The organism is Epilithonimonas sp. KH_059, from assembly GCF_057838485.1.
Window position 1 is genome coordinate 445,242 of record NZ_CM174468.1, and the last position, 22,257, is coordinate 467,498.

General features: G+C 40.7%; 20 protein-coding genes. 12 read left to right on the forward strand and 8 right to left on the reverse strand.

Going from position 1 to position 22,257, the window contains the following annotated elements; translation table 11 throughout:
• Window positions 1-71 precede the first annotated feature (71 nt).
• Entirely contained in the window at window positions 72-1,355 is a 1,284-nt protein-coding gene (locus tag AC3IRX_RS02005) for an ATP-binding protein (RefSeq protein WP_489210829.1), read from the reverse strand.
• 286 nt (window positions 1,356-1,641) lie between these two features.
• On the opposite strand from AC3IRX_RS02005, the gene AC3IRX_RS02010 reads away from it, so the two are divergent.
• Entirely contained in the window at window positions 1,642-2,472 is an 831-nt protein-coding gene (locus tag AC3IRX_RS02010; protein ID WP_489211499.1) for an IS4 family transposase, read from the forward strand.
• On the opposite strand, the gene AC3IRX_RS02015 is transcribed toward AC3IRX_RS02010, so the two are convergent.
• On the reverse strand, window positions 2,408-3,460 hold the full coding sequence (locus AC3IRX_RS02015; RefSeq protein WP_489210830.1) for a YihY/virulence factor BrkB family protein: 1,053 nt from the start codon (window positions 3,458-3,460) through the stop codon (window positions 2,408-2,410). The genes AC3IRX_RS02010 and AC3IRX_RS02015 overlap by 65 nt on opposite strands.
• A 31-nt stretch (window positions 3,461-3,491) precedes the next feature.
• Between AC3IRX_RS02015 and AC3IRX_RS02020 the strand changes: the two genes are divergently transcribed.
• On the forward strand, window positions 3,492-3,965 hold the full coding sequence (locus AC3IRX_RS02020) for a 23S rRNA (pseudouridine(1915)-N(3))-methyltransferase RlmH (protein WP_489210831.1): 474 nt from the start codon (window positions 3,492-3,494) through the stop codon (window positions 3,963-3,965).
• A 245-nt stretch (window positions 3,966-4,210) separates the two neighbouring features.
• On the opposite strand, the gene AC3IRX_RS02025 is transcribed toward AC3IRX_RS02020, so the two are convergent.
• Window positions 4,211-5,077, reverse strand: coding sequence for an aldo/keto reductase (locus tag AC3IRX_RS02025; protein ID WP_489210832.1), 867 nt, complete (start codon window positions 5,075-5,077; stop codon window positions 4,211-4,213).
• 150 nt (window positions 5,078-5,227) lie between these two features.
• On the opposite strand from AC3IRX_RS02025, the gene AC3IRX_RS02030 reads away from it, so the two are divergent.
• From AC3IRX_RS02030 to AC3IRX_RS02060, 7 genes are all read left to right on the forward strand, one after another.
• Window positions 5,228-5,635 (forward strand): acyl-CoA thioesterase, encoded by a 408-nt coding sequence (locus AC3IRX_RS02030; RefSeq protein ID WP_459083908.1) that lies wholly within the window; start codon window positions 5,228-5,230, stop codon window positions 5,633-5,635.
• Window positions 5,632-6,312 (forward strand): SIR2 family NAD-dependent protein deacylase, encoded by a 681-nt coding sequence (locus AC3IRX_RS02035; RefSeq protein ID WP_489210833.1) that lies wholly within the window; start codon window positions 5,632-5,634, stop codon window positions 6,310-6,312. The genes AC3IRX_RS02030 and AC3IRX_RS02035 overlap by 4 nt, the downstream gene beginning before the upstream one ends.
• Window positions 6,313-6,342: 30 nt before the next feature.
• A complete protein-coding gene (locus AC3IRX_RS02040; RefSeq protein WP_489210834.1) occupies window positions 6,343-6,693 on the forward strand; it encodes a hypothetical protein in 351 nt (116 codons plus the stop codon).
• 233 nt (window positions 6,694-6,926) lie between these two features.
• Window positions 6,927-7,586 (forward strand): YggS family pyridoxal phosphate-dependent enzyme, encoded by a 660-nt coding sequence (locus AC3IRX_RS02045; protein ID WP_459112423.1) that lies wholly within the window; start codon window positions 6,927-6,929, stop codon window positions 7,584-7,586.
• Between the two features lie 105 nt (window positions 7,587-7,691).
• On the forward strand, window positions 7,692-8,876 hold the full coding sequence (locus AC3IRX_RS02050; protein WP_459112422.1) for a sigma-54-dependent transcriptional regulator: 1,185 nt from the start codon (window positions 7,692-7,694) through the stop codon (window positions 8,874-8,876).
• Window positions 8,877-9,005: 129 nt separating this feature from the next.
• Window positions 9,006-10,379, forward strand: coding sequence for an MATE family efflux transporter (locus AC3IRX_RS02055; RefSeq protein ID WP_459112421.1), 1,374 nt, complete (start codon window positions 9,006-9,008; stop codon window positions 10,377-10,379).
• A gap of 97 nt (window positions 10,380-10,476) precedes the next feature.
• On the forward strand, window positions 10,477-11,997 hold the full coding sequence (locus AC3IRX_RS02060; RefSeq protein WP_489210835.1) for a carbon-nitrogen hydrolase family protein: 1,521 nt from the start codon (window positions 10,477-10,479) through the stop codon (window positions 11,995-11,997).
• Between the two features lie 41 nt (window positions 11,998-12,038).
• Here the strand turns inward: AC3IRX_RS02060 and kdsA are convergent, their stop codons facing one another.
• From kdsA to AC3IRX_RS02075, 3 genes are all read right to left on the reverse strand, one after another.
• Window positions 12,039-12,848: a 3-deoxy-8-phosphooctulonate synthase gene (gene kdsA / locus AC3IRX_RS02065; RefSeq protein ID WP_489210836.1), complete on the reverse strand. Its 810-nt coding sequence runs from the start codon at window positions 12,846-12,848 to the stop codon at window positions 12,039-12,041.
• 33 nt (window positions 12,849-12,881) lie between these two features.
• Entirely contained in the window at window positions 12,882-13,430 is a 549-nt protein-coding gene (locus AC3IRX_RS02070; protein WP_489210837.1) for a DUF1697 domain-containing protein, read from the reverse strand.
• Between the two features lie 159 nt (window positions 13,431-13,589).
• Window positions 13,590-17,072, reverse strand: coding sequence for a glycosyltransferase family 117 protein (locus tag AC3IRX_RS02075; RefSeq protein ID WP_489210838.1), 3,483 nt, complete (start codon window positions 17,070-17,072; stop codon window positions 13,590-13,592).
• Between the two features lie 214 nt (window positions 17,073-17,286).
• Between AC3IRX_RS02075 and AC3IRX_RS02080 the strand changes: the two genes are divergently transcribed.
• The 3 genes from AC3IRX_RS02080 to rnk all read left to right on the forward strand — a co-directional run bounded on the left by AC3IRX_RS02080 (window position 17,287) and on the right by rnk (window position 20,187).
• Window positions 17,287-18,324 carry a PLP-dependent cysteine synthase family protein gene (locus tag AC3IRX_RS02080; protein ID WP_489210839.1) on the forward strand — a complete coding sequence of 346 codons (1,038 nt, stop codon included), beginning with the start codon at window positions 17,287-17,289 and terminating at the stop codon, window positions 18,322-18,324.
• Between the two features lie 98 nt (window positions 18,325-18,422).
• On the forward strand, window positions 18,423-19,688 hold the full coding sequence (locus AC3IRX_RS02085) for an aminotransferase class I/II-fold pyridoxal phosphate-dependent enzyme (RefSeq protein ID WP_489210840.1): 1,266 nt from the start codon (window positions 18,423-18,425) through the stop codon (window positions 19,686-19,688).
• Window positions 19,689-19,776: 88 nt separating this feature from the next.
• Window positions 19,777-20,187 carry a nucleoside diphosphate kinase regulator gene (gene rnk / locus AC3IRX_RS02090; RefSeq protein ID WP_489210841.1) on the forward strand — a complete coding sequence of 137 codons (411 nt, stop codon included), beginning with the start codon at window positions 19,777-19,779 and terminating at the stop codon, window positions 20,185-20,187.
• 89 nt (window positions 20,188-20,276) lie between these two features.
• Here the strand turns inward: rnk and AC3IRX_RS02095 are convergent, their stop codons facing one another.
• The gene (locus AC3IRX_RS02095; protein ID WP_459083893.1) at window positions 20,277-20,558 is read right to left on the reverse strand and encodes a FoF1 ATP synthase subunit delta/epsilon; all 282 of its coding nucleotides are present in this window, start codon (window positions 20,556-20,558) and stop codon (window positions 20,277-20,279) included.
• Between the two features lie 50 nt (window positions 20,559-20,608).
• Window positions 20,609-22,114, reverse strand: a complete 1,506-nt coding sequence (gene atpD / locus AC3IRX_RS02100; RefSeq protein ID WP_459083892.1) for a F0F1 ATP synthase subunit beta — start codon at window positions 22,112-22,114, stop codon at window positions 20,609-20,611.
• Window positions 22,115-22,257: the final 143 nt, after the last annotated feature.

The window sequence follows — 22,257 nt, forward strand, 5'->3', positions numbered from 1 at the left end:
ATCATATGGTGTACATTGCCTATTATTAAACACCTTTCAAGAATTCTTTTGTGCCACTTATGTGCCAAAAATTACAATATTTCCCAAAACCCTTCTTTTTTACTACCCGATCTTTTTATAACATTTTCATCTTTTAATTCATTAAGAATACGGTTCATTGTTCGAACGGAAGTGCTAAGATTATTTCCCATTTCAACAATAGTAATTTTCGGATCTTCCTTAATCAAATCCAGAACTTGTTGCTGCACACTTACTTCTATGTAATTAAAAATCACATAGAATCCATTATCCTCATATCTAAAAATTGGGACAGGTATTTTGGCGGCTTTAGCTTCGTTAAAAATTTTAATTGTTCCTCTTCCCCAGGATTCGATAAGTCCGCTTCTGAAAAAAGCATTAGCAATGTCAGGATTGTAGGGTCGAGAAGGATGCTTTACCTTCAGTTTTGCCACCGTCCAATTTTCTGGTAATTCACCCTCATTCCAGATAATAAGTTTGTTATCGTAAACGCTGATTTGAATAGGGATACCACTGGAATAATCTTTATGGACAATAGCATTTAGAACAGCCTCTCTTAACGCTCCTACTGGAATTGGTAAAGTTTCTTTTCTCTGAACACCTTCATAAGTGATCTGTGCTTTCAGATATTTTGTAATCAGCAAATCCATCACTTTATCCACTTGCTCAAAAAGAGAACCTCTTACTTCGTCTTGATAAGCCAAATCATCATCAGTATTGAAAAATCCAATCTTTATTGTTGCGCCGGTAAATATTTTTTCGGGTTTCCGATGAAAAAGTAAAACAGCCGCTTTTTTTAAGTATCCGTTTATATCGACAAGATTTAGTTTTTCAATTAATTCATGCGGTGAATCTCCCTGAACATCTTCGTCAAAGCGTTGTGTTTCAGAAGCACGATCTTTAAACAGCTTGAATGCAAGATCAGAAAGATCGACTTCCTTACTATAGGGTTCTGGAGTTCCATCCCATTTCAGACCTTGTTTTCCCAATAAAAATTTATCCAGTGCACCACCTTTCAATTCTTGATTTGTGGCACCACTACGGTAATAATATTTACCTTTATAATTAACAGGATAAGGATAAGCATCTGTGATAATTTCTAAATATTCTTTAGCGGAATCATTTTTAATATTCACATCTATCAAGACTCCTAAAATATCTTTCACCTTATTAGGCAAATCTTCTGCTAGTTTTTTTATATCTGAAATTCCAGTAATATTACCTTGATCATCAATACCGATAAACATTTGTCCGCCACTTGCATTCGCAAACCCGCAAATCCATTTGATATATTCATCGCGCCAGCTTTCTTTATATTCTGTATTCTGATTTTCCATTGATTAAGATATATTGTAAAAAGAAGGATTCGTTAGCTAATTAACCTTCAATCTATTTTCATATACATTGTTGTCCGATAAAAGAGTAGCCAAAAAAATGGCTACTCAATTTTTAGTAAGTTTGAAGTTCTCACACTATCAACTACTATGGGTAAAAGTAATCATTTTTCAATAAAATCCGTTTTCGGACAGCTGATTTCTTTAATTGATGATTCCATCATCAAAAAAGAAGTAAAAATGTGATTCTGACCGCTACACAAAGCGATTTAAGACCAAAGACCATCTGATAAGTATGCTTTTTTGTTCTTTTTCAAAGTGTACATCACTTAGGGAAATATCGGGAGCAATGCTTGGACTATCAGGCAAAACGAGTGGCTTTCAACTAAATCATATTCCAAAAGGAAGCACGCTTTCAGATGCAAACAAGAAAAGAGATGTTCAAGTCTTTGAAAATATTTATCATCAGCTGTTCAAGCAATATGGTGGATTTTTGTCGGACAGCCGGCTCAGGAATGTGATTAATAAACAGGTCAAAATCTTCGATAGCACCACTATCAGCCTATTCAAGGATATTTTGGAAGGTGTTGGCAGGAATCCTAAAAACGGAAAAAGAAAAGGCGGGATCAAGGTTCATACGGTGGTCAATGCGGATGAAACGGTTCCAAGTCTGGTTTGGTTTAGCGAATCGAAAAAACATGATCACCAATTTTTGGAAAAACTAAAATGTGATGAAAACACCATTTATGTTTTTGATAAAGGATACAATGATTACAAGGCTTTCGAGCATTTCAATGAACGTAAAACAGGGTTTGTAACACGGATCAAGGACAATGCTTCCTACATAAAGATAGAAGAATTGGACATAGGAGAACACATCCATAATGGAGTCTTAAAAGATGAGATTATAGAGGTTGACGTTAAAAAAGTAGGGAAAGCCTCGAAATTAAGGCTTCGAAAAGTGGTTTTCTATGACCGAGCCAATAAAAGAGAATTTGAGTTCCTAACCAATTTGTTTGATATAAGGGCCGATCTGATTGCAGCACTTTACAAAATCAGGTGGCAGATCGAGGACCCTGCGGGTCTTTTTCCCCCTCACTCTCTTTGGAATCGGAAATAAGGTCAATTTGGTGTTCACTTGAAGCTTCCAGTTCAGGCTCATTTTGAGGGGAAAAGTTCTCTGCTTCTTTTAGGAGTTCGTCAGAGACTAATTTCTCTAAGCGAATGCGGCGAATGGCTAAGTTTAATTCGTTTCCAAACAAAAGCAAATAAACATTCACATTCACCCACACCATAAGTAAAATCATAGTCCCGATCGACCCATACAGCACATTGTAACGTGCGAAATTTCTTGCATAAATAGCAAAAAGGTATGTAGTCAGAATAAAAAGAATGGTGGTTAGAATGGCCCCGGGAATGGCCTGACGAAACCTTGTCAATTTCACAGTGCCGAGCCAGTAAAAAAGGGCCAAAAGAACAAAGTAAAATAGCGGAAACGAAATAAGACCAATAATTGCTGATAGGTTTTGCACAAACCACGAAATCGCATATTCGGGCGTAAAAAGCTTTAAGACGACCTCGGAGTAATAGATTCCGAAAATGGCTAGTAACATCACACTGATAAACCCAATGGTAATGGCAAAGGCCAATAGAAACTCCTTTACGTCGCTCAACTTTTCCTTGGTCTGTTCGTTAAACCCGTCAATCAGGGCAAAGGTGCCGTTGGTGGCAAAGACAAGCGCTAAAAGAATCGTTATGTTACTGATACTCGAGGTATTGGGAATAATGTTCTGTTCGATGTAAGTCACCACATCCCCTTCAATACGCCCAGGGAAAATCTTTTGCATCAAAATCTCAAAAATGTAAAATTGCAATTTGTCGTAGTGAGGCAAATAAGGAAGTATGGACAGCAAAAACAAAATGAAGGGAAATAAGGAAAATACGAAGTTCCAAGAAATGGCTGCAGACTTCCTTCCAATTTGGTTTTTAAAGATTCCCTCAATGTAAATCTCAAACATTTTGTAGAGCGACACTCCTAGAAAAGGAATATGAATTCCTTCAAAGAAATCCTGGATTTTTCTGATGAATTTCGGAATTTTTACGCTCATTAAGGGTATATTTGTGCGACAAAGATAAGAAATGCGAATTAATATTCTCTCCATTGGAAAGACACAAGAAAAAGAAATTGAAGCTTTAATAGCCTATTATCTGAAACGATTGCCAAGGCATTGGAATACAGAATTTATTGAAATTCCCGATGTAAAAAACACGAAGAATTTAAGTGTCGAACTTTTAAAGAAACAAGAAGAAAAGCTACTTCTCGAGCACATGGAACCTGGCGATTTAGTCGTTTTGCTTGACGAGAAAGGCAAACAGTACACCTCGCGAGAGTTTGCTACAAAACTTGACGATTGGATGGGCAGCTCTGTGAAGAAAATTCATCTGGTCATTGGAGGCGCCTACGGCTTCTCCCCAGGTCTATACGACAGAGCCAATGAAAAAATGGCTCTCTCCAAAATGACTTTTACGCATCAAATGGTAAGACTGTTTTTAATCGAACAGCTCTACCGAGCGGACCAAATTCAAAAAGGCAAACCCTATCATAACGATTAGGCCTTTCCTCCTACTAAAGGCGAGTGTTAATTAGCGTTAAATCAGGGCACTTAGTTTTAATTTTGTGTTAAATCAGCTCCTAAGGCCCTAATTCCTACGAGTTTGTCATAGGATTTGCTAGTACTTACACGAGTTAATAAATGAGATAATTGCTAAACAAAATTTTAGAATTCACTAAAATAGTTTTCATGATTTTTTTTGAGTCCGGCTCTATCCAAAAGGTAGAGCCGGATTTTTGTTTTAGACTACAAAACTCTTCTTCCCCGAGAGGCTTCTAAAAGAATAAACCAATCCTCGTCGCTGAGCGTTAGATTCAGCGAACTGGCTAGCTTTTGAATAGACTCGACTTTGGAGCTACCTACAATTGGGATAATTCCGGCTGGAGATTTTCTCAGAAAACTAAGTAAGAGCTCAGCCTCACTAGCCACGTATTTTTCCGATAGAGAAATAAGTACGGCACGAATGCGCTGCGATTTTTCATCGTCATTCGAAAAATAACTTCCCAGTGGACTCCATGCTGTAGGCTGTAGCCCTAGGGCTTGCTGCTGAAGGATGCGCCCATCAAAGAAGGCATCGCTCTGGGTAAGAGAAATTTCTATTTGGTTGGTACAAAGTTCGGGGAAGCATTTCGATAAGAAATCAAATTCTAAGGTTGAGAAATTACTCACTCCAAAATTAAGAACTTTTCCACTAGATCGAAGAAGAGAAAAGGCCGCTGCAACTTCCTCAGGATCCATTAAGGGAGAGGGTCTGTGCAGTAAGAACAAATCCAAATATTCTGTTTTCAAATCCTTTAAGCTCTGCTCTACACACTGGATAAGATAGTCTTTGGAAAGATCGTATGCTTTCACTTCATAGGGTCTTGCCCCACCCTTGTATTTAATGCCTCCTTTGGAAATAAGCTGATACGATTCACGGGGCAAATTCATTTCCCCTAGCGCCTTGCCAAAAGACTCTTCCCAAGTATATCCCCCATAAATATCTGCGGAATCAAAAGTATACAATCCTAAATCTAGACACGACTCGATCAAAGTTTGAATCTCTGGCTTGGGGTGGCTAACTCCCCAAGAACTCCAACGCATCGTGCCAACAATAAGTGGTGAAAACTTCATTTTAAATTTTTTCCAAATTTAGGAAAGTTTAGAGAAGTGCCTACACTAAAACCCAAAGCTAACTTCGACTTCTTTTTAAATAATTCTCTTTTGCCTTGTAAAGCCTAGGGAAGTTCAAATTATTCCGCTTAAATTTGTGAAAAAGTACTTATGAATTACCACACTAGAAAATGGATTAAACCGGAGGATTTAAACCCTAACCATACGCTTTTCGGGGGAAGACTCTTGCAGTGGATTGACGAGGAGGCCGCACTTTATGCCATTGTCCAACTTGAAACACCTCGCTGCGTCACAAAATACATTTCAGAGATCAATTTCATTAGTTCCGCAAAACAAGGGGATATTATTGAAATCGGTATTGAAGCCACGGAATTTGGAAACACTTCCATTACGCTTCATTGCGAGGTGAGAAACATGATGACTCGCCAGACCATTATTACCATTGAAAAACTTATTTTTGTGGGTGTGGACCAGGAGGGAAAACCCACTAGGCATGGGAAAACTCAGATTGAATTTATTGCAGAGCGTTTAAAAAACAGAGGAGAAATCGAGTTGTGAAAAAACTAGTGGTATTAAGCGGCGCCGGCATCTCGCAGCAAAGCGGACTTCAAACTTTCCGAGACTCTGACGGGCTTTGGGAGAACTTTCGGATTGAAGAAATTGCAACGCCAGAGGCCTTTGCAAGAGATCCTCAGAAAGTTCTTGATTTTTACAATATGCGGCGCTCGCAATTAAAGAACGCAAAGCCCAATCGGGCACATGAAATCCTTTTTGAACTAGAATCTTTTTTTGAGGTTCAGATTATCACTCAGAATGTGGACGATTTGCACGAGCGCGCTGGATCCACAAGCGTTCTGCATTTGCATGGTGAACTCTCGAAAGTACGTTCATCCGACAACCTTTTACCACTCTACCCTTGGGTGGAGGATTTAAAGCTTGGGGACACGGATGAATTTGGCTCCCAACTTCGCCCTCACATTGTTTGGTTTGGGGAAGAAGTTCCTGCTATGGATGAGGCTATACGACTCGTTCAAAATGCGGACATTTGTCTTATCATTGGCACTTCGCTACAGGTCTATCCTGCAGCAGGCCTTCTTTTAGAACTTCGAAACAGAACTCCACTCTATCGAATTGATCCGCAAGAAAAACAGTCGATCGGAAGAAACCACATCCATATAGAGAAGGATGCTATCGAAGGGATGATTCATTTTCAAGAAGTACTTACTACAATCTAGGCTCAACCTAGAGAAGAACGTAAAGCCGCTGTGACTGCTGCAAAGGCTAACCTAGACCGTTTTTCAGCAAAGACCAATGCGTCCTTCCAAGCGGATCAGGAAGACTTATTTGGTGCTAGACCTTCTCAGGATAACAGTCCGCTATTTGATGAGAGAGCGGACGGTGAAGCAGGAAGGGAATTAATCGATCAAGCGAAGTCTCGCCACGACAAAGCGAAATCTGAATTATCACGGATTAATACCGCCATTCGATATGTAAATAAAGAAAAAGCCCAAAAATACATTTCGGTTCAATCGACCAATTTGATTGGAAACGGAAATATACTAAAGGACTTAGAAACTGCTAAAAATATAGTTAATAATTGTGAAAATCGCCTTTGATCGATTCAAAGCCGATAAAAAACGGAGCGCCACTTCTGCTTTTTGAAACAAACAGTGACAAGAACCATAAAAAAGACAAGGACCTCAAAGAGCAGGAGCATGACAGTATTAACGGTGCCACTCCTAAGTTTTCTATCTTTAGGAATTGGATAATAATTTTGTATTTTTGCTTTTGTTGCAAAGGGCCTTTTGCCCTTTCCCAAAAGCAATTCCTTTTTCTTAATCTTTTCACTATGTCTATTGAAGCTAATTTTCAAAATGTAAAACGCAATATCCCAGAGGGTGTGACTCTTGCGGCAGTCTCGAAAACCCATCCGATTGAGCCTATTAAAGAGCTTTACTCTTTAGGACAACGGATCTTTGCAGAAAACAAAGTTCAAGAACTTGTCGAAAAACAGCCTCTTTTGCCCTCAGACATTCAGTGGCATTTGATCGGACACTTGCAAACGAACAAAGTAAAATTCGTCGTGCCTTTCGTAGACACCATTCAGAGTGTTGATTCTGAAAAAGTACTTCGAGAAATAAACAAGCAGGCCGAAAAAATAGACCGAAAAATAAAGGTTTTGCTTCAAGTGAAAATTGCCCAAGAGGATACCAAATACGGTCTCGAGGTCAATGAAACCAAAGAACTTTTAGCCCAGTGGAAAAATGGAGAGTTTCCATTTGTGGAGATAAAAGGCTTAATGGGCATGGCCTCTTTTGTCGAAGATCAAAACCAAGTGAAGCAAGAATTTCAATTCTTAAAGCATCTTTACGATAGCCTCAGTCTCTATTATCCGTTTAATACGCTTTCCATGGGCATGAGTGGAGATTATCCCTTAGCCATCGAATGCGGTGCTACCCTAGTAAGAGTGGGGTCTGCCCTGTTTGGTGCGAGAGATTATTCGCTTTAGCTGCTTTAAAAAACCCTTTTGAAAGAAGGGTTCAAAGGGAAAGGTTTTTGTAAGAACTTCGTTCAAAATTTTATATCCTCAAATTATAAATGTAAATTTGCCTTTATGCAAAAAATCCTCATAGTCGAAGACGAAAAAGCCATCGCAGGCGTACTTCAAAATATACTTTCGGACGAATTACCCAATTTCGAGATTTCCGTTGCGCAAGATGGTCTCGAAGGCTATAAATTGATCGAAAAAGACGATTATGCGTTAGTAATTTCTGACATCAAAATGCCTAAGCTCTCGGGTACAGAGCTTTTAAAGCAGGCTTTAATCCTAAAGCCGGAATCTACATTCGTAATGATTTCAGGACATGCGGATATTGACGTCGCAGTGGATTGCTTAAAGGACGGTGCATACGATTTCATCTCAAAGCCGATTGATATCAATCGCCTTATCACGAGCGTAAAAAACGCATTAGACAAGGAGAAACTCTTCAAAGAGAACAAAACCCTTCAGAAAGAAAATGTAACCTTAAAGAAAAAGGTTAACAAAAAATACCAAATGATCGGTCAGAGCCAAGGATTAAAAAAGATCCAAGACATGATCGACAAAGTCGCAACTTCGGATGCGCGCGTACTCATTACAGGTCCAAACGGAGCAGGGAAAGAATTAGTCGCTCATGCGATTCATGCGCAAAGTGAACGCAGCAGAGGCCCAATGATTGAAGTGAATTGCGCCGCAATTCCTTCCGAATTAATTGAAAGCGAACTTTTTGGTCACGTGAAAGGATCCTTTACAGGAGCCATCAAAGACAAACAAGGAAAATTTGAATTAGCCAATAACGGAACCATCTTCTTAGATGAAATTGGGGACATGAGTTTAATTGCCCAGGCAAAAGTGCTTCGCGCTTTGCAAGAAAGCAAAGTATCCCCCGTAGGAAGTGATAAGGAAGTGAAAGTCGATGTGCGTGTGCTTGCTGCTACCAACAAAGACATGCAAAAAGAAATTGAAGCCGGACGCTTTAGAGAAGACCTCTACCACCGTCTCTCTGTGATTGAAATTTATGTTCCACCCCTTGACGAGAGAAAAGAAGACATTCAACTTCTTGTGGAGCATTTCTCTAAATTAATCGGAGATGAAAACGGGGTTCCGATTCATCAGTTCGATTCCAAAGCGATCAAAGCCCTAGAAGCCTTCTCGTGGACTGGAAACATTAGGGAACTGAGGAACGTCGTTGAGCGTTTAATCATTTTAGGAAACAATCCTGTGACTGCTGAGGACGTGAGTGCTTTTGTACGAAAGTAAACGAGCGCCTTCAAAACTTAAAAGAGAGTCACTTAAACGCTAAGTGACTCTCTTCTTTTTTTTGGAGAGAAACAAATTCCGAATAAGAACTAAAATTAACGTACTGAAGTACTAAGAGAATCCTTATTTTTGCAAAAAAAAATCCACATGGCTTTTTTAAATCGAAATTACACCAAAGAAACCCTTACCCTTGCCCTTCCGGTCATGGTTACTCAATTAGGTCAAGTATCGGTCCAGTTATTTGACAATATCATTGTGGGGAAACTACTAGGTGCCAATGCCCTAGCCTCCGTATCCCTTGGGAATGCCTTATTTATTTCGATTTTCATTTTTGGTCTAGGAATTTCCTTTGCCATTCCTCCCCTGGTCTCTCAGGCGCATAGCCGAGGAAGACACGAACGGATTAATTCTGTTTTTCGCCATGGGTTTGTTTTAAATATGCTCGTAGGTCTTGCGCTAATGATTTTACTTTTAGCCTTTACGCCTCTTCTCCATCATATGAACCAACCGCCGGAAATTATTCCGGACACCATTTCTTTTCTTTCGGTGATGGCCTTTAGTATCCTTCCTTTTATGGCCTTTCAAACCCTTCGTGAAGTTTCAGAAGGGCTCGGATACACCATTGGGGTCACCAAGGCCACGATTATTGCGAATGTGATCAACATTGCTTTGAACTATGTCTTTATCAAGGGTATGTTTTTCTTCCCAGAGATGGGCGTAAAAGGCTCAGCACTAGCCACGCTAATTGCAAGGATTTTCATGATGGTGTTCTTATATTATGTTCTCTTAAAACATTCTACCACCAAACGCTATATCAAGGATTTTAGAATTAAGTTAAGTGAACTTAAAACCACGATGTTTCAAAAAATGCTTAAAATCGGTCTTCCGACCGCTTTTCAAATGTTTTTCGAAATCACCGCCTTTGCGGGTGCTGCGTTTATTTGCGGGCTGGTGAGTGCAAAAGACATTGCTTCCCACCAAATTGCCTTAAGCATGGCTTCCTTTACCTTCAACCTTTGTATTGGGTTTTCGGTCGCCTCTACAGTCCTCGTAGGACGTAAGTTTGGGGAGAGAAAATTTGTAGAGCTACGCGCCGTAGGAATCAACAATCTCAAACTCTCTTTCCTTTTCATGCTCCTTTGTGGACTTTTCTTTGTGGTTGGACGAGACATCCTGCCTACCTTTTTCACAAAGAAGGAAGATGTCGAAGTTATCCAACTTGCCTCTAAGCTAATGATAATTGCGGCTCTCTTCCAACTCTCCGATGGAGTTCAAGTCACGGCACTTGGTATTTTAAGAGGGATACAGGATGTGAAAATCCCAAGCTATCTTACCTTCTTCGCTTACTGGATTCTTACCATTCCCCTGGGATACTTTTTATGTGTGACTCTTAACATGGGCGCATGGGGTATGTGGATCGCTCTTGGGTTTGGTCTCACCGTCTCGGCCGTTCTCTTAGTGTACCGATTCTTAAAGCTCTCGCAAAATAGGATTTCTCACTAAGCCCTACTTTTCTAAAGAACGGGTCTTAATTTCCACTTCGCTTGTTCGTAGAGAATAGGCGGCATATTTTTTGTAAATTTCAGCCAAATAATTCACCATGCAAGTTGACATTCGAAGATTAAATGTAGACGATTACGATAGTTTAATAGAGGTAATGAAAAAGTCCTATCCTGAAATGCGGGACGATGTTTGGGACAAGCGAAACATTCAAAAATTAACCTCCATCTTTCCTGACGGTCAGCTCTGCGTGACGGTCAATGGTAAAGTAGCTGCTGCCAGCCTTTCGATTATAGTGCAATACGAGCTCTATGGCGATGACCATACCTATGCGGAAATCACAGGCAACTCTACCTTCAACACGCATTACAATTCAGGAAATGTCCTATATGGAATTGAAATGTTTGTGGATCCCGAGTACCGATCCTTGCGACTCGGAAGAAGGTTATACGATGCTAGAAAAGAACTGTGTGAAAATTTAAACTTAAAATCCATCGTCATTGGAGGAAGAATTCCGAACTACCATGAGCACATGAAGGAGCTCACTCCAAGACAGTACATACAAAAGGTTCGTAAGAAAGAAATCTACGATCCTGTTCTTACCTTTCAGCTCTCCAATAGTTTTCAGCCGATCCGCATTCTTAAGAATTACTTGCCTGGAGACAGTTCCTCGCAAGACAATGCAGTCCTATTAGAATGGAGCAATATCTATTACAGCAAAAGGCCGAACACCATGCAAGACAGCGTGGTAAGACTGGGCCTTGTCCAGTGGCAAATGCGCCATTTCCCTACCATTGAAGCGTTCTACGAACAAGTGGAATTCTTTGTTAATGTCATGGGCGATTACAAATCGGATTTCGTGCTGTTTCCTGAACTTTTCAACACCCCTCTGCTCGCTCCTTTCAACCATCTCTCAGAAAGAGAAAGTATGCTTGAACTTGCCAAACTCACGGAAGAAATCAAAAAACGAATTTCCGAGTTTGCCATTAGTTATAATGTAAATATTATTGCGGGGAGTATGCCCTTAGAAGAAAACGGTGAGATCTACAATGTATCCTATTTGCTTCATCGCGATGGGAAGGTGGATGAGTATAGAAAGATCCACATCACACCCAACGAAAAAAGGTGCTACGGGATGAAAGGCGGAAACGAAATTAAGGTCTTTGATACCGATTGTGGAAAGATTGGACTTGCCCTCTGCTACGACGTAGAGTTCCCAGAACTTCCAAGGCTTTTAGCCGATATGGGAATGAAAATCCTTTTTGTCCCTTACCTTACCGATACGCAAAATGCCTACACCCGCGTAAGGCACTGCGCGGCCGCTAGGGCGATTGAAAACGAATGCTATGTGGCCATCGCGGGATGCGTTGGAAATTTACCGAAGGTAAACAACATGGACATCCAATACGGAAAAGCGGCCGTGTTTACCCCTTCCGATTTCCAGTTCCCTTCGAACGCGCTTAAAGGAGAAGCAACTGCCAATACAGAAATGACCTTGATTGTGGATGTGGATCTAAATCTTTTAAAAGAACTGCATCACAACGGAGCCGTGCGCACATTAACCGATCGAAGACACGATCTCTACCAAGTGAATTTAACTAAAAATCCAGAGTCCTTGTAAGCCAAGAACTCTGGATTCATTTTATGTTTTTAAAAAGAAGCTTAAAGAATCGCTTCTCTCACTCTTGTAAGTCTTTCTAAAAGTCCATCGAGTAAATCCAATTGAAGCATGTTGGCTCCATCCGATTTGGCTACGCTTGGATTTTTATGTGTTTCAATAAAGATTCCGTCTGCTCCCACCGCAATTCCTGCTTTGGCAATGGTTTCAATGAGTTCGGGACGTCCTCCTGTGACCCCTGAACTTTGGTTGGGTTGTTGAAGGGAATGCGTCACATCCAAAATCACGGGTGCGTAGTTTTGCATCACGGGAATTCCACGGAAATCCACCACCAAATCTGAATACCCAAAAGAGTTTCCTCTTTCAATAATTGCCATTTTTTCATTTCCAGACTCTTTTACTTTGTCCACAGCAAACTTCATGCTCTCAGGAGATAAGAATTGACCCTTTTTAAGCGTGACACATTTTCCTGTTTTGGCGGCCGCCACGACAAGATCCGTTTGCCTAACTAGAAAGGCCGGGATCTGTAAAACATCTACATACTTCGCAGCAAGGCTCGCATGGTCAATTTCATGAATATCCGTGGTGGTAGGAATCTTATAATGATCTCCTACTTTTTTGATGATTTCAAGCGCTTTTTCGTCACCGATTCCTGTAAAAGAATCGATACGGCTCCGGTTTGCTTTCTTGAAACTCCCTTTAAAAATATAAGGGATTTTGTACTTATCACTGAGTTCTAAGACTCTCTCTGCGATTTCAAAGGCCATCTCTTCTCCTTCGATGGCACAAGGACCTGCGATGAGAAAAAAGTTTTTTGAATCTTTATGCTTGATCGTATCTAAAAATTGAATCATAGGGCTGTTTATTTCATTTTTGGAGCGTCTATCTTAGGACTCCATTTTCATTAATTGTTTACTTATCTTCTCTATTGTACTGCGATTCCTTGTCGTAACCAGAGTCTTTATAGCGCGCTTTGCAAGACCTTTGGAAACTTTTGAATCCACGGTTGAATTCTTAGGAACCTGCCAATACAATTGATTCCGAGATACCTGAAGGGTTTCCCCTTGTAACAAGGCCGGGTCCTGCACCTGCTCCATAAGCCACTCTCCACTTTCTTCACTTAAAACCATATAGGTATGGAGCTGATCATTTGATTCCAGCGGATTGCTTTCCAGGAGAGAATCAATTTCCTCCTTTGTGTAGAGAAACACCTCGGTTTGAAAATCAAAATTTTCTTTAAGGCGGTTTTCCAAATAGCTCTTTAGCTCTTCTCTAGGCAGAGAACTTAAAAATAAAAGGTTCCCTGAGGCCAAAACGGCTTTTACATTCAAAACGTGCTCTGCTTCAAAAGCCTGAACTAGCGCTTGCATTTTAATCCTTGAGCCGTTCACATTAATGGCTCGAAGAAAGGCGCAGTATGGGACTAGAGACTTCATCAGAAAGTTTTAAAATTAGGCATCACAGTTTATACCCTGCAAAAATAAGGCTAATTTTGGAAAGTGACGCTAAGGAGCCTAAAATAGAAATTGCCCAATTGAAAACACATTTCAAATTGGGCAACTTCCTAAGTAAGATCCTTGAATTTGCAGCGCCTATTACTGGGTTACTTGCATAAGCTGCGTTTCTATTTGTTTCAATTTTTCAGGACCATAGGTCGAATCGTAGGGCTTAAAGGCCTCAAATAAGTAATGGTAGAAAGGGATAATATTCTGAAGCTTATCCGCCTCACTATACGCTTTTTGTTTGCCCATAGCTTCTAAATCTTTCATAAGGGTCGAATAACGCTTATCGATTGGGGTTAGACCCTTTACCAAATAGTCGTACGCTTTTTTGCTCTCGCCTCTCGCTTCGTAACCTTCGCTTACCGCGCCTACCACCATCGAGTACTCGAGGGGCTTGGTTCGCAAAGATCGGCCTGCGTAGCGCTGCTCTTCTTTAGAAAGACTTATATAGTAATCGTATTCTTCAAAAATTCCTTTGATTAAATCCTGCGCTAAGGCAAGTCCCTTTTGGTCTTGTCCCGCAAGAATGTATCCGTAAACAAGCGTACTTAAAGAGCGTGGATCGTTATACTTTTGAACCGGAATTTCCGCGGAAGCCAAATCGAGAAGTTCAACCGCTTTGGTTTTTTGTCCCGAATTCACCAAGGCTTCTGAGGCGCGACCTACCGAATTTCTGTAGCTGATGATATTCTGCGTACAGGTCTCATCAAAATGCACGGAGAGATCTTTGAAGTTCCCCCAACGGTAATTCTTCACAATGGAATAAAGGGACTCACCGTCTACTCTACCCATCTCTCCCGTTCCACTTGCAGGGGTATGAATTGGAACCAATCGATACGAGAATCCGTCGTATTGCAAATACTCATTTAAATAGAAGATGTTCTCATTGTCATATACGCCTCCTGTGGAGAAATTGATAGGACGCTTCCAATCAAAATTGGCAAGGATATCCAGCATCATCAAATTGTTTTTAAACAAATTGGTTCGTGTATAATCGATTGTAATCTCACTCACGATTTTGTCCTGATCCTGCGGCTTTACAATCCCACTTTTCAGTACATTTTGTTTGTTCACTGGAATCACCAATTTAGAAACTGGAAGGATATTAAATCTTTCGTATTTGCTTTCTCCAAAAAGAAGTTTCAAGATCGCCTCTTTTCCCCGAGATTTCTGTTTTAAAAAGGCAAGCGCCTCTTTAATAGGCATAGAGTCCATGTCTTTGAATTTCTGAAACTCTTGCATCTCAGCGCTCGAAAGTCCTCTGGCTCCGGGATCACTCAGTAAATCTTGCCACATGTCTTTGCGCATGACATAGATTTGATCGTTCACCCCTTCGCGGTACTCCGCATGGGTCAGAGTAGAGGGAATTGGCATAGAGTTGTAGGTTCTTCTCTTCACTTGGTCAATATTCCATGGAGTCGAAAGCAAGGTAAAATTAACCACTTTCACATCGTCTCTAAAGCGTTCGGTTTCTTGAATCGCCCAAACAGGATACGTATCGTTGTCCCCATAAACAAACAGGAGTCCATTGTCCGGGAGGCTCTTTAGGGTCGAATAGGCATAGTCATACGCCGCGGAACGACCGCTACGGTCGTGAGATGCGTAGTTCTGGAATCCCATCATAGCCGGAACGCCTAACAACACTACGCCCCCTACGAGCAAGGCTGTTTTGGATTTAACTCTCTTTTGCAATTCAAAAAGAATCGCTCCTGCCCCCAGACCAATCCAAATGGCAAAGGCAAAGAAAGACCCAACCATGGCGTAGTCCCTTTCTCTGGGTTCAAAAGGTTTCACACCGGTATAGAAGATAATTCCCACACTTGTTAAAATGAAAAGCGCAAGAATGGCATAAAAGCGACCAAAGTCTTTATTCAATTGAAAATACATCCCTAGTAGCCCTAGAAGCAGGGGCAAGAAATAAAATGCCACTGTACTTTCGTTTTTGTATTTCGCAGGAACTTGGTCTTGGCTTCCCCAAAGTGCATTGTCAATAAAGGAGATACCAGAAATCCAGTTGCCTCGGTTGTTCTCCATATGGCCTTCGAGATCGTTCTGACGACCCACAAAATTCCACATCAAATACCGAACAAAATAGAATCCATTTTGAAAGGTGACAAAATAATCAAGATTTTGGGCAAACGAAGGTCTTTGAACATTAATTAGATTGTAAGGCTTAATTTGAAGATAGTCGTCAACGGTGATTTCGCCACTATCGTACTTGGCTCTTAGCTCGTCAAAAATCTGATGGGCTTCTTGAGAATCCGCGTAATCCGGATTGTCGAAATTAAAAGTAAAGTCTGGCGCTCCGTACATGGAGATATAGTTCGCCATTACATCCTTATCGTCGTTAAACATACGAGGCATAAGGGAGATGTGATCTGGAGAATACACGTAATTAAAACGTTCCCCTACTTTTCTATAAGAATTTGTGGATTCATCTTTTTCATAAACGTCTCCAGTTTTGTTTTGCTTATAAGACCCGTCTTCGTTTTTGGCCATGCCATCAAAATCAAGTGCCTGGGTGTAATTTTGTCCTTTAAATATGGGCCAATCTCCGTACTGTACTCGGTTGTAATAATCGAGCATTCCAATGGCATTGTCAGGATTGTTTAGATTCATGGGAGGGTTCGCGTTGGCACGGATGGGAATCACAAGCCAGCAAGAAAAACCGACAATCATGAAAACCACAGAGAGCGCAGTGGTTTGAACGAGCGAGGATTTTTTTCTCGCAAATTTTAAAACAAAATAGCCCGCTCCGACCAAAAGCAAAAAGGCAATCAGGGTACCGGAGTGAAAAGGAAGTCCAAGACCGTTCACTGTGAAGATCTCAATTTTCCCGAAAAGACTCATCACTGCAGGGAAAATCAGCTTAAACACAAAAATAAGCACCCCTAGGGTAATTAAATTGGCGTAGAGAAAACTCTTCCAGCTGAACTCATAGTTTCTCGTATAGTAAATAAGGCAGACGGCAGGAATCACGAGCATGGCCATCATATGCACACCCACGGACAGCCCAACGGTAAAGGCAATTAAAATGAGCCATCGCTCATTTCCTTTCTCGCCATACTGAGACTCCCACTTGGTGATCAACCATAAAATCAGGGCTAAAAACAGAGAAGCCATCGAATAAACCTCTCCTTCGACCGCTGAAAACCAAAACGTATCGGAAAAAGCAAAAGCTAAAGAGCCTACAAGTCCAGAGAAAAGGATGGTGATTTGTTGATTGAGCGAAAGAGTGGAGTTCTCTTTGCTTATAATTCGACTTAATAAATGAGTCACCGTCCAGAAAAGGAAAAGAATAGTAAGGGCTGAGAAAAGAGCCGACATCGCATTAATAACTAGAGCATAATTCGCTCCATCCCCTAAGGCGAACATCGCGAAGACCGCTCCTACCAATTGGAAGAGCGCAGCTCCCGGTGCGTGGGTTACTTCTAGTTTCACGGCGGAAGAAATGTATTCTCCTGTGTCCCAAAAGCTAAACTTTCTCTCCATTGTAAGAAAGTAAGTAAGTAAAGATACCCCAAATACACCCCAACCTAAGGCCGTATTCCAAGTCTTAAACGTCCAGTTTTTCATTCGTATAAATTAATGATGCGAAAATAGGATTTTTTATCTTAAAAGCGTGAGTTATTGCTCCCTAAATTTAAGTCTATCAGCGATTCTTGAGACTCCTATTCTCCCGTATACATCCTATTAAGTGCATAGGTTTGCCTAGGAAAAGAAAAGGCAACGTTCAGCTAAATCAATAATTTTTCGTATTTTTGCCCATGCTTTTTTAGCACCATTTAAAATGACAAAAGTTTACAATAACATTCTGGAGCTGATTGGGAAAACACCCTTGGTGAAACTTAATCATGTGACTGAAAACACGCAGGCTACTGTCTATGCAAAGATTGAAGCTTTCAATCCGGGACATAGTGCAAAAGACCGCATTGCGCTTCATATCATTGAGAACGCAGAAAAGAAAGGACTTCTAAAAGAAGGATCTATTATTGTGGAAACGACCTCCGGAAACACGGGATTTTCCGTAGCCATGGTAAGTGTCGTGAAAGGATACAAGTGTATTCTTGCCGTGAGTGACAAAACCAAACCTGAAAAAATCGCATTTCTTAAGTCCCTAGGGGCCGAAGTACACATTTGCCCTGCAAATGTCGCTCCTGAGGATCCAAGATCGTATTATGAAGTGGCCAAACGCATTGCGAAAGCCACTCCGAATTCTGTATACATAAATCAGTATTTTAACGAACTCAACACAGAGGCGCATTACCTATCTACCGGTCCTGAAATTTGGGAACAAACCCAAGGAAAGATCACGCATCTTTTTGCTTGTACGGGAACAGGAGGCACCTTAACGGGTACGGGAAAATATTTGAAAGAACAAAATCCAAACATCAAGGTCATTGGTGTGGATGCGGTAGGCTCTATTTTAAAAGGCTATTTTGATACAGGGAAAATAAACCCTGAAGAGATTGGTCCTTATCAGATTGAAGGTATGGGGAAAAATTTAATTCCCGGCGCCCTTCTTTTTGATCAAATTGATTCCTATGTTCGCGTCAACGATGAAAACTCTGCGTACCGCACGCGAGAGATTGCACTTCGTGAAGGCATTATGGGAGGCTACACCACAGGAGCCGTCACCCAAGGCTTTTTGCAGTATTGTGAGGAGAATGATTTAAGCTCTACGGATCTTGTCGTATTAATCTTTCCAGACCACGGTTCTCGCTACATGACCAAAGTCTATAGCGACGAGTGGATGCTCGAGCAAGGCTTTCAAACCACGCGAGAAACCAGTGCCGATTCTCCCCTCGCACCCGAATGTGCAGACTAAGAGAAAAACGAGGCTAACTCTCAGGTCTTTGCCTTGGCAAAAGACCAAAAAATAGGTAAATTTTCAGTAACTTTGAAACTTAATAAATTACTCAATTAATGGTAGATATATTTGATCGCATCGAGCAGAATCCTGGACCTCTAGGACAATTTGCAGATTATGCAGAAGGATACTTTATTTTCCCAAGACTAGAAGGCCCAATTGGACCTAGAATGAAATTTCAAGGACGGGAAGTTATTTTTTGGTCGGCAAACGACTATTTAGGACTTTGTAACCATCCCGAAGTTTTGGAGGCAGATGCAAAAGCAGCTGCACAATACGGAATGTTTTACCCAATGGGCGCTAGAGCCATGTCTGGGGAAACAGATCAACACTTAGAATTAGAAAGAGAACTTGCTTCTTTCATTAAGAAAGAATCGACTTACTTATTAAACTTCGGATACCAAGGAATGGTTTCCACCATTGATGCTCTTTTATCAAGACACGATGTCGTCGTATACGACGCCGATTCTCATGCTTGTATTGTAGACGGTGTGAGACTTCACATGGGGAAAAGTTTTACCTTTAAGCACAACGATATGGCAAGCTTAGAGAAAAACCTAGCCCGAGCTACGAAAGTGGCCCAAGAGCAAGGCGGTGGCGTTCTTGTCATTACGGAAGGTGTTTTCGGAATGAGAGGACAGCAAGGAAAACTTAAAGAAATATGTGCCCTAAAAGAAAAATTCAGCTTTAGACTCTTAGTCGACGATGCTCACGGGTTCGGAACCTTAGGGGCTACCGGAGCGGGAGCTGGCGAAGAGCAGGGATGTCAAGATCAAATTGATGTATACTTCTCTACCTTTGCTAAGTCAATGGCAGGATTTGGAGCCTTCATCGGAGGAAATAAAGAAATCATCCGTTACCTTAAATTCAACCTTAGATCTCAAATCTTTGCAAAATCTCTGACCATGCCTATGGTTATTGGTGGACTTAAGCGTTTAGAACTTTTAAGAACAAGACCAGAGATTAAAGCAAAATTATGGGAAAACGTAATTAAACTTCAAACGGGTCTTAAAGAAAGAGGATTCAATATTGGAGAAACCAACACTTGCGTAACTCCAGTAATGATGCAAGGCTCAACTGTAGAGGCTACTCTACTTGTGAAAGACCTAAGAGAGAATTTTGGAATCTTCACCTCCGTAGTAATCTACCCGGTAATTCCAAAAGGAATGATTCTTTTAAGATTAATTCCAACCGCATCTCATACAGATGCTGAAATCAATGAAACACTTGCTGCCTTTGAAGCAATCCATAGCAAACTCACCGACGGATTCTACAAACAAAAAGCAGAACAAATGCTAGAGGACAAAAACTCAGAGTTTTAAACCTTTGTAAACTTTTATAAAGTACTACAAAACCGTTTGAAACTTCTCAAACGGTTTTTTTATGTCTATAAACCAAAACCAAATTATTATGAATACCTTAATCGTTAACAAAAACGACTATGCAAAGATTTTCCAATGCATCAGTTCTGCAAAACAAGACGGCAGCATAAAACCAGCGGAAGCAGAACAACTTTCCAAGGAACTAAAATCTGCAAAACTTGTAGATCCCAAGGATGTTCCATCGGATGTGATCACGATGAACTCCGTAGTGAAATTCCATTTTGCAAATGCGAAAACACAAAACGAAATCAAACTCGTCTATCCAAGTCAAGCCAATATAAAAGAAAAGAAAATTTCTATTTTCTCAGCTGTAGCCATCGCACTGATCGGATACAAAGTAGGCGATGAAATCGATTGGCAGCTTCCTTCAGGATCCACTAAGATTATCATTGATCAAATTATTTACCAACCGGAAGCGGAGGGTGATTACGAAGCGTAAACTTCGAGTTAGAAAATCACCTAGCTTTCACATAGCAAAAGACCCCTACAATAAGTAGAGGTCTTTTTTGTGTTTATACTCTTTTAAGCTTAGTCAGCTAGAATAATTCCTTTTTCATGATTGAATTCCACGACACCGCTCTTGATCTCGTAAGAGAAGACAGAGTCTTTCTCATTCTCTTTCGTGAAATATTTAGCAAACTCATCGCTAATTTCATTCGTATAAAGTTTGATCTTACCAAACCCTAAAGAAGAAACGATGGCTGCGTGATTCTTCATGATATGAAACTCACCTGCTTTTCCAGGAAGTAAAACGGATTTCACTTCTCCTTCAAATACAACGAACTCTGGAGTTAAAATTTTAATATTCATACGTTTTTGCTTTGGGCTTTAAGCTTTAGGCATAAAGCGCTTTTAACTTCTTACGCTTCTGCAAGCATTTTCTGACCTGCTTCGATCGCTTCCTCGATGGTTCCTTTAAGGTTAAAGGCCGCTTCTGGATATTGATCTAACTCTCCATCAATAATCATGTTGAATCCTTTGATGGTGTCTTTGATGTCTACAAGGGCTCCTTTAAGACCTGTAAACTGTTCTGCCACGTGGAAAGGTTGAGATAAGAATCTCTGAACTTTTCTTGCACGGTTTACAGAAAGTTTATCTTCTTCTGAAAGTTCTTCCATCCCAAGAATTGCGATAATATCTTGAAGTGCTTTGTATTTCTGTAGAATTTCTTTTACTCTTTGTGCACAATCGTAATGCTCAGCTCCTAAGATCTCAGGAGTTAAGATTCTTGAAGTAGAAGCAAGTGGATCTACCGCTGGATAAATACCAAGGGAAGCAATTTTTCTATCAAGTACGGTGGTTGCATCAAGGTGGGCAAACGTAGTTGCCGGAGCCGGGTCGGTAAGGTCATCTGCAGGTACGTAAACCGCCTGTACAGAAGTAATCGATCCGTTTTTAGTAGAAGTAATTCTCTCTTGCATCGCCCCCATTTCAGAAGCTAAGGTCGGTTGGTATCCTACCGCAGACGGCATACGTCCTAGAAGGGCAGAAACCTCGGAACCTGCTTGAGTGAATCGGAAAATGTTGTCTACGAAGAAAAGTACGTCTCTTCCTTGACCTTCTCCATCTCCATCTCTAAAGTACTCAGCAATGGTAAGACCCGAAAGTGCTACACGAGCTCTTGCTCCTGGAGGTTCGTTCATCTGACCAAAAACGAAAGTACATTTTGAATCTTTCATTTCTTCCAGATTCGCTTTGGATAGATCCCATCCGCCTTCTTCCATAGAATGCATGAAATCGTCTCCGTATTTTATAATGCCTGATTCTAACATCTCTCTAAGTAAGTCGTTCCCTTCACGGGTTCTTTCTCCTACTCCAGCAAAAACGGAAAGTCCTCCGTGTCCTTTTGCGATGTTATTAATTAATTCCTGAATAAGTACGGTTTTCCCTACTCCAGCACCACCAAAGAGTCCAATTTTACCCCCTTTTGCATAAGGCTCTACAAGGTCAATTACTTTAATCCCTGTAAATAGTACTTCTGCAGAAGTTGTTAATTGATCAAATTTAGGAGCTTCTCTGTGAATTGGAAGTCCGCCTTCTTTTGAAAGGGAAGGAAGTCCATCAATGGCGTTACCCACCACGTTGAAAAGTCGACCGTATACCCCTTCGCCTGTCGGCATGGTAATTTGATTTCCTAGGGCGATTACTTCCTGTCCTCTTTGAAGACCGTCCGTAGCATCCATTGCGATGCATCGTACAGAATCTTCACCGATGTGTTGCTCTACCTCTAGAATCAACTTTTCACCGTTTGAATAGGTCACCTCCAGCGCGTCATAAATATTGGGAAGCTCTTGAGCATCTCCAAAAACAACGTCGATTACCGGACCAATAATTTGAGAAATTTTTCCTTTAATTTGGTTTGCCATTGCTAAATTTTTTCTTGAGTGCAAATATAATGATATTTAACAGATTTGCAATTTCAATTTCCAAGATTTTTATCATGATTTTTATCTGCTCCTTCTTTTCTTAAAAAGCAAAAAATCAAAGTAGTGAAGATTTTGCCTAGGAC

What these genes read in the sequence shown, in the direction of transcription:
- AC3IRX_RS02005 (WP_489210829.1), bottom strand. Translation starts at nt 1,355, where the DNA reads ATGGAAAATCAGAATACAGAATATAAAGAAAGCTGGCGCGATGAATAT.
- AC3IRX_RS02015 (WP_489210830.1), bottom strand. Translation starts at nt 3,460, where the DNA reads ATGAGCGTAAAAATTCCGAAATTCATCAGAAAAATCCAGGATTTCTTT.
- AC3IRX_RS02020 (WP_489210831.1), top strand. Translation starts at nt 3,492, where the DNA reads ATGCGAATTAATATTCTCTCCATTGGAAAGACACAAGAAAAAGAAATT.
- AC3IRX_RS02025 (WP_489210832.1), bottom strand. Translation starts at nt 5,077, where the DNA reads ATGAAGTTTTCACCACTTATTGTTGGCACGATGCGTTGGAGTTCTTGG.
- AC3IRX_RS02030 (WP_459083908.1), top strand. Translation starts at nt 5,228, where the DNA reads ATGAATTACCACACTAGAAAATGGATTAAACCGGAGGATTTAAACCCT.
- AC3IRX_RS02045 (WP_459112423.1), top strand. Translation starts at nt 6,927, where the DNA reads ATGTCTATTGAAGCTAATTTTCAAAATGTAAAACGCAATATCCCAGAG.
- AC3IRX_RS02050 (WP_459112422.1), top strand. Translation starts at nt 7,692, where the DNA reads ATGCAAAAAATCCTCATAGTCGAAGACGAAAAAGCCATCGCAGGCGTA.
- AC3IRX_RS02060 (WP_489210835.1), top strand. Translation starts at nt 10,477, where the DNA reads ATGCAAGTTGACATTCGAAGATTAAATGTAGACGATTACGATAGTTTA.
- kdsA (WP_489210836.1), bottom strand. Translation starts at nt 12,848, where the DNA reads ATGATTCAATTTTTAGATACGATCAAGCATAAAGATTCAAAAAACTTT.
- AC3IRX_RS02070 (WP_489210837.1), bottom strand. Translation starts at nt 13,430, where the DNA reads ATGAAGTCTCTAGTCCCATACTGCGCCTTTCTTCGAGCCATTAATGTG.
- AC3IRX_RS02075 (WP_489210838.1), bottom strand. Translation starts at nt 17,072, where the DNA reads ATGAAAAACTGGACGTTTAAGACTTGGAATACGGCCTTAGGTTGGGGT.
- AC3IRX_RS02080 (WP_489210839.1), top strand. Translation starts at nt 17,287, where the DNA reads ATGACAAAAGTTTACAATAACATTCTGGAGCTGATTGGGAAAACACCC.
- AC3IRX_RS02085 (WP_489210840.1), top strand. Translation starts at nt 18,423, where the DNA reads ATGGTAGATATATTTGATCGCATCGAGCAGAATCCTGGACCTCTAGGA.
- rnk (WP_489210841.1), top strand. Translation starts at nt 19,777, where the DNA reads ATGAATACCTTAATCGTTAACAAAAACGACTATGCAAAGATTTTCCAA.
- AC3IRX_RS02095 (WP_459083893.1), bottom strand. Translation starts at nt 20,558, where the DNA reads ATGAATATTAAAATTTTAACTCCAGAGTTCGTTGTATTTGAAGGAGAA.
- atpD (WP_459083892.1), bottom strand. Translation starts at nt 22,114, where the DNA reads ATGGCAAACCAAATTAAAGGAAAAATTTCTCAAATTATTGGTCCGGTA.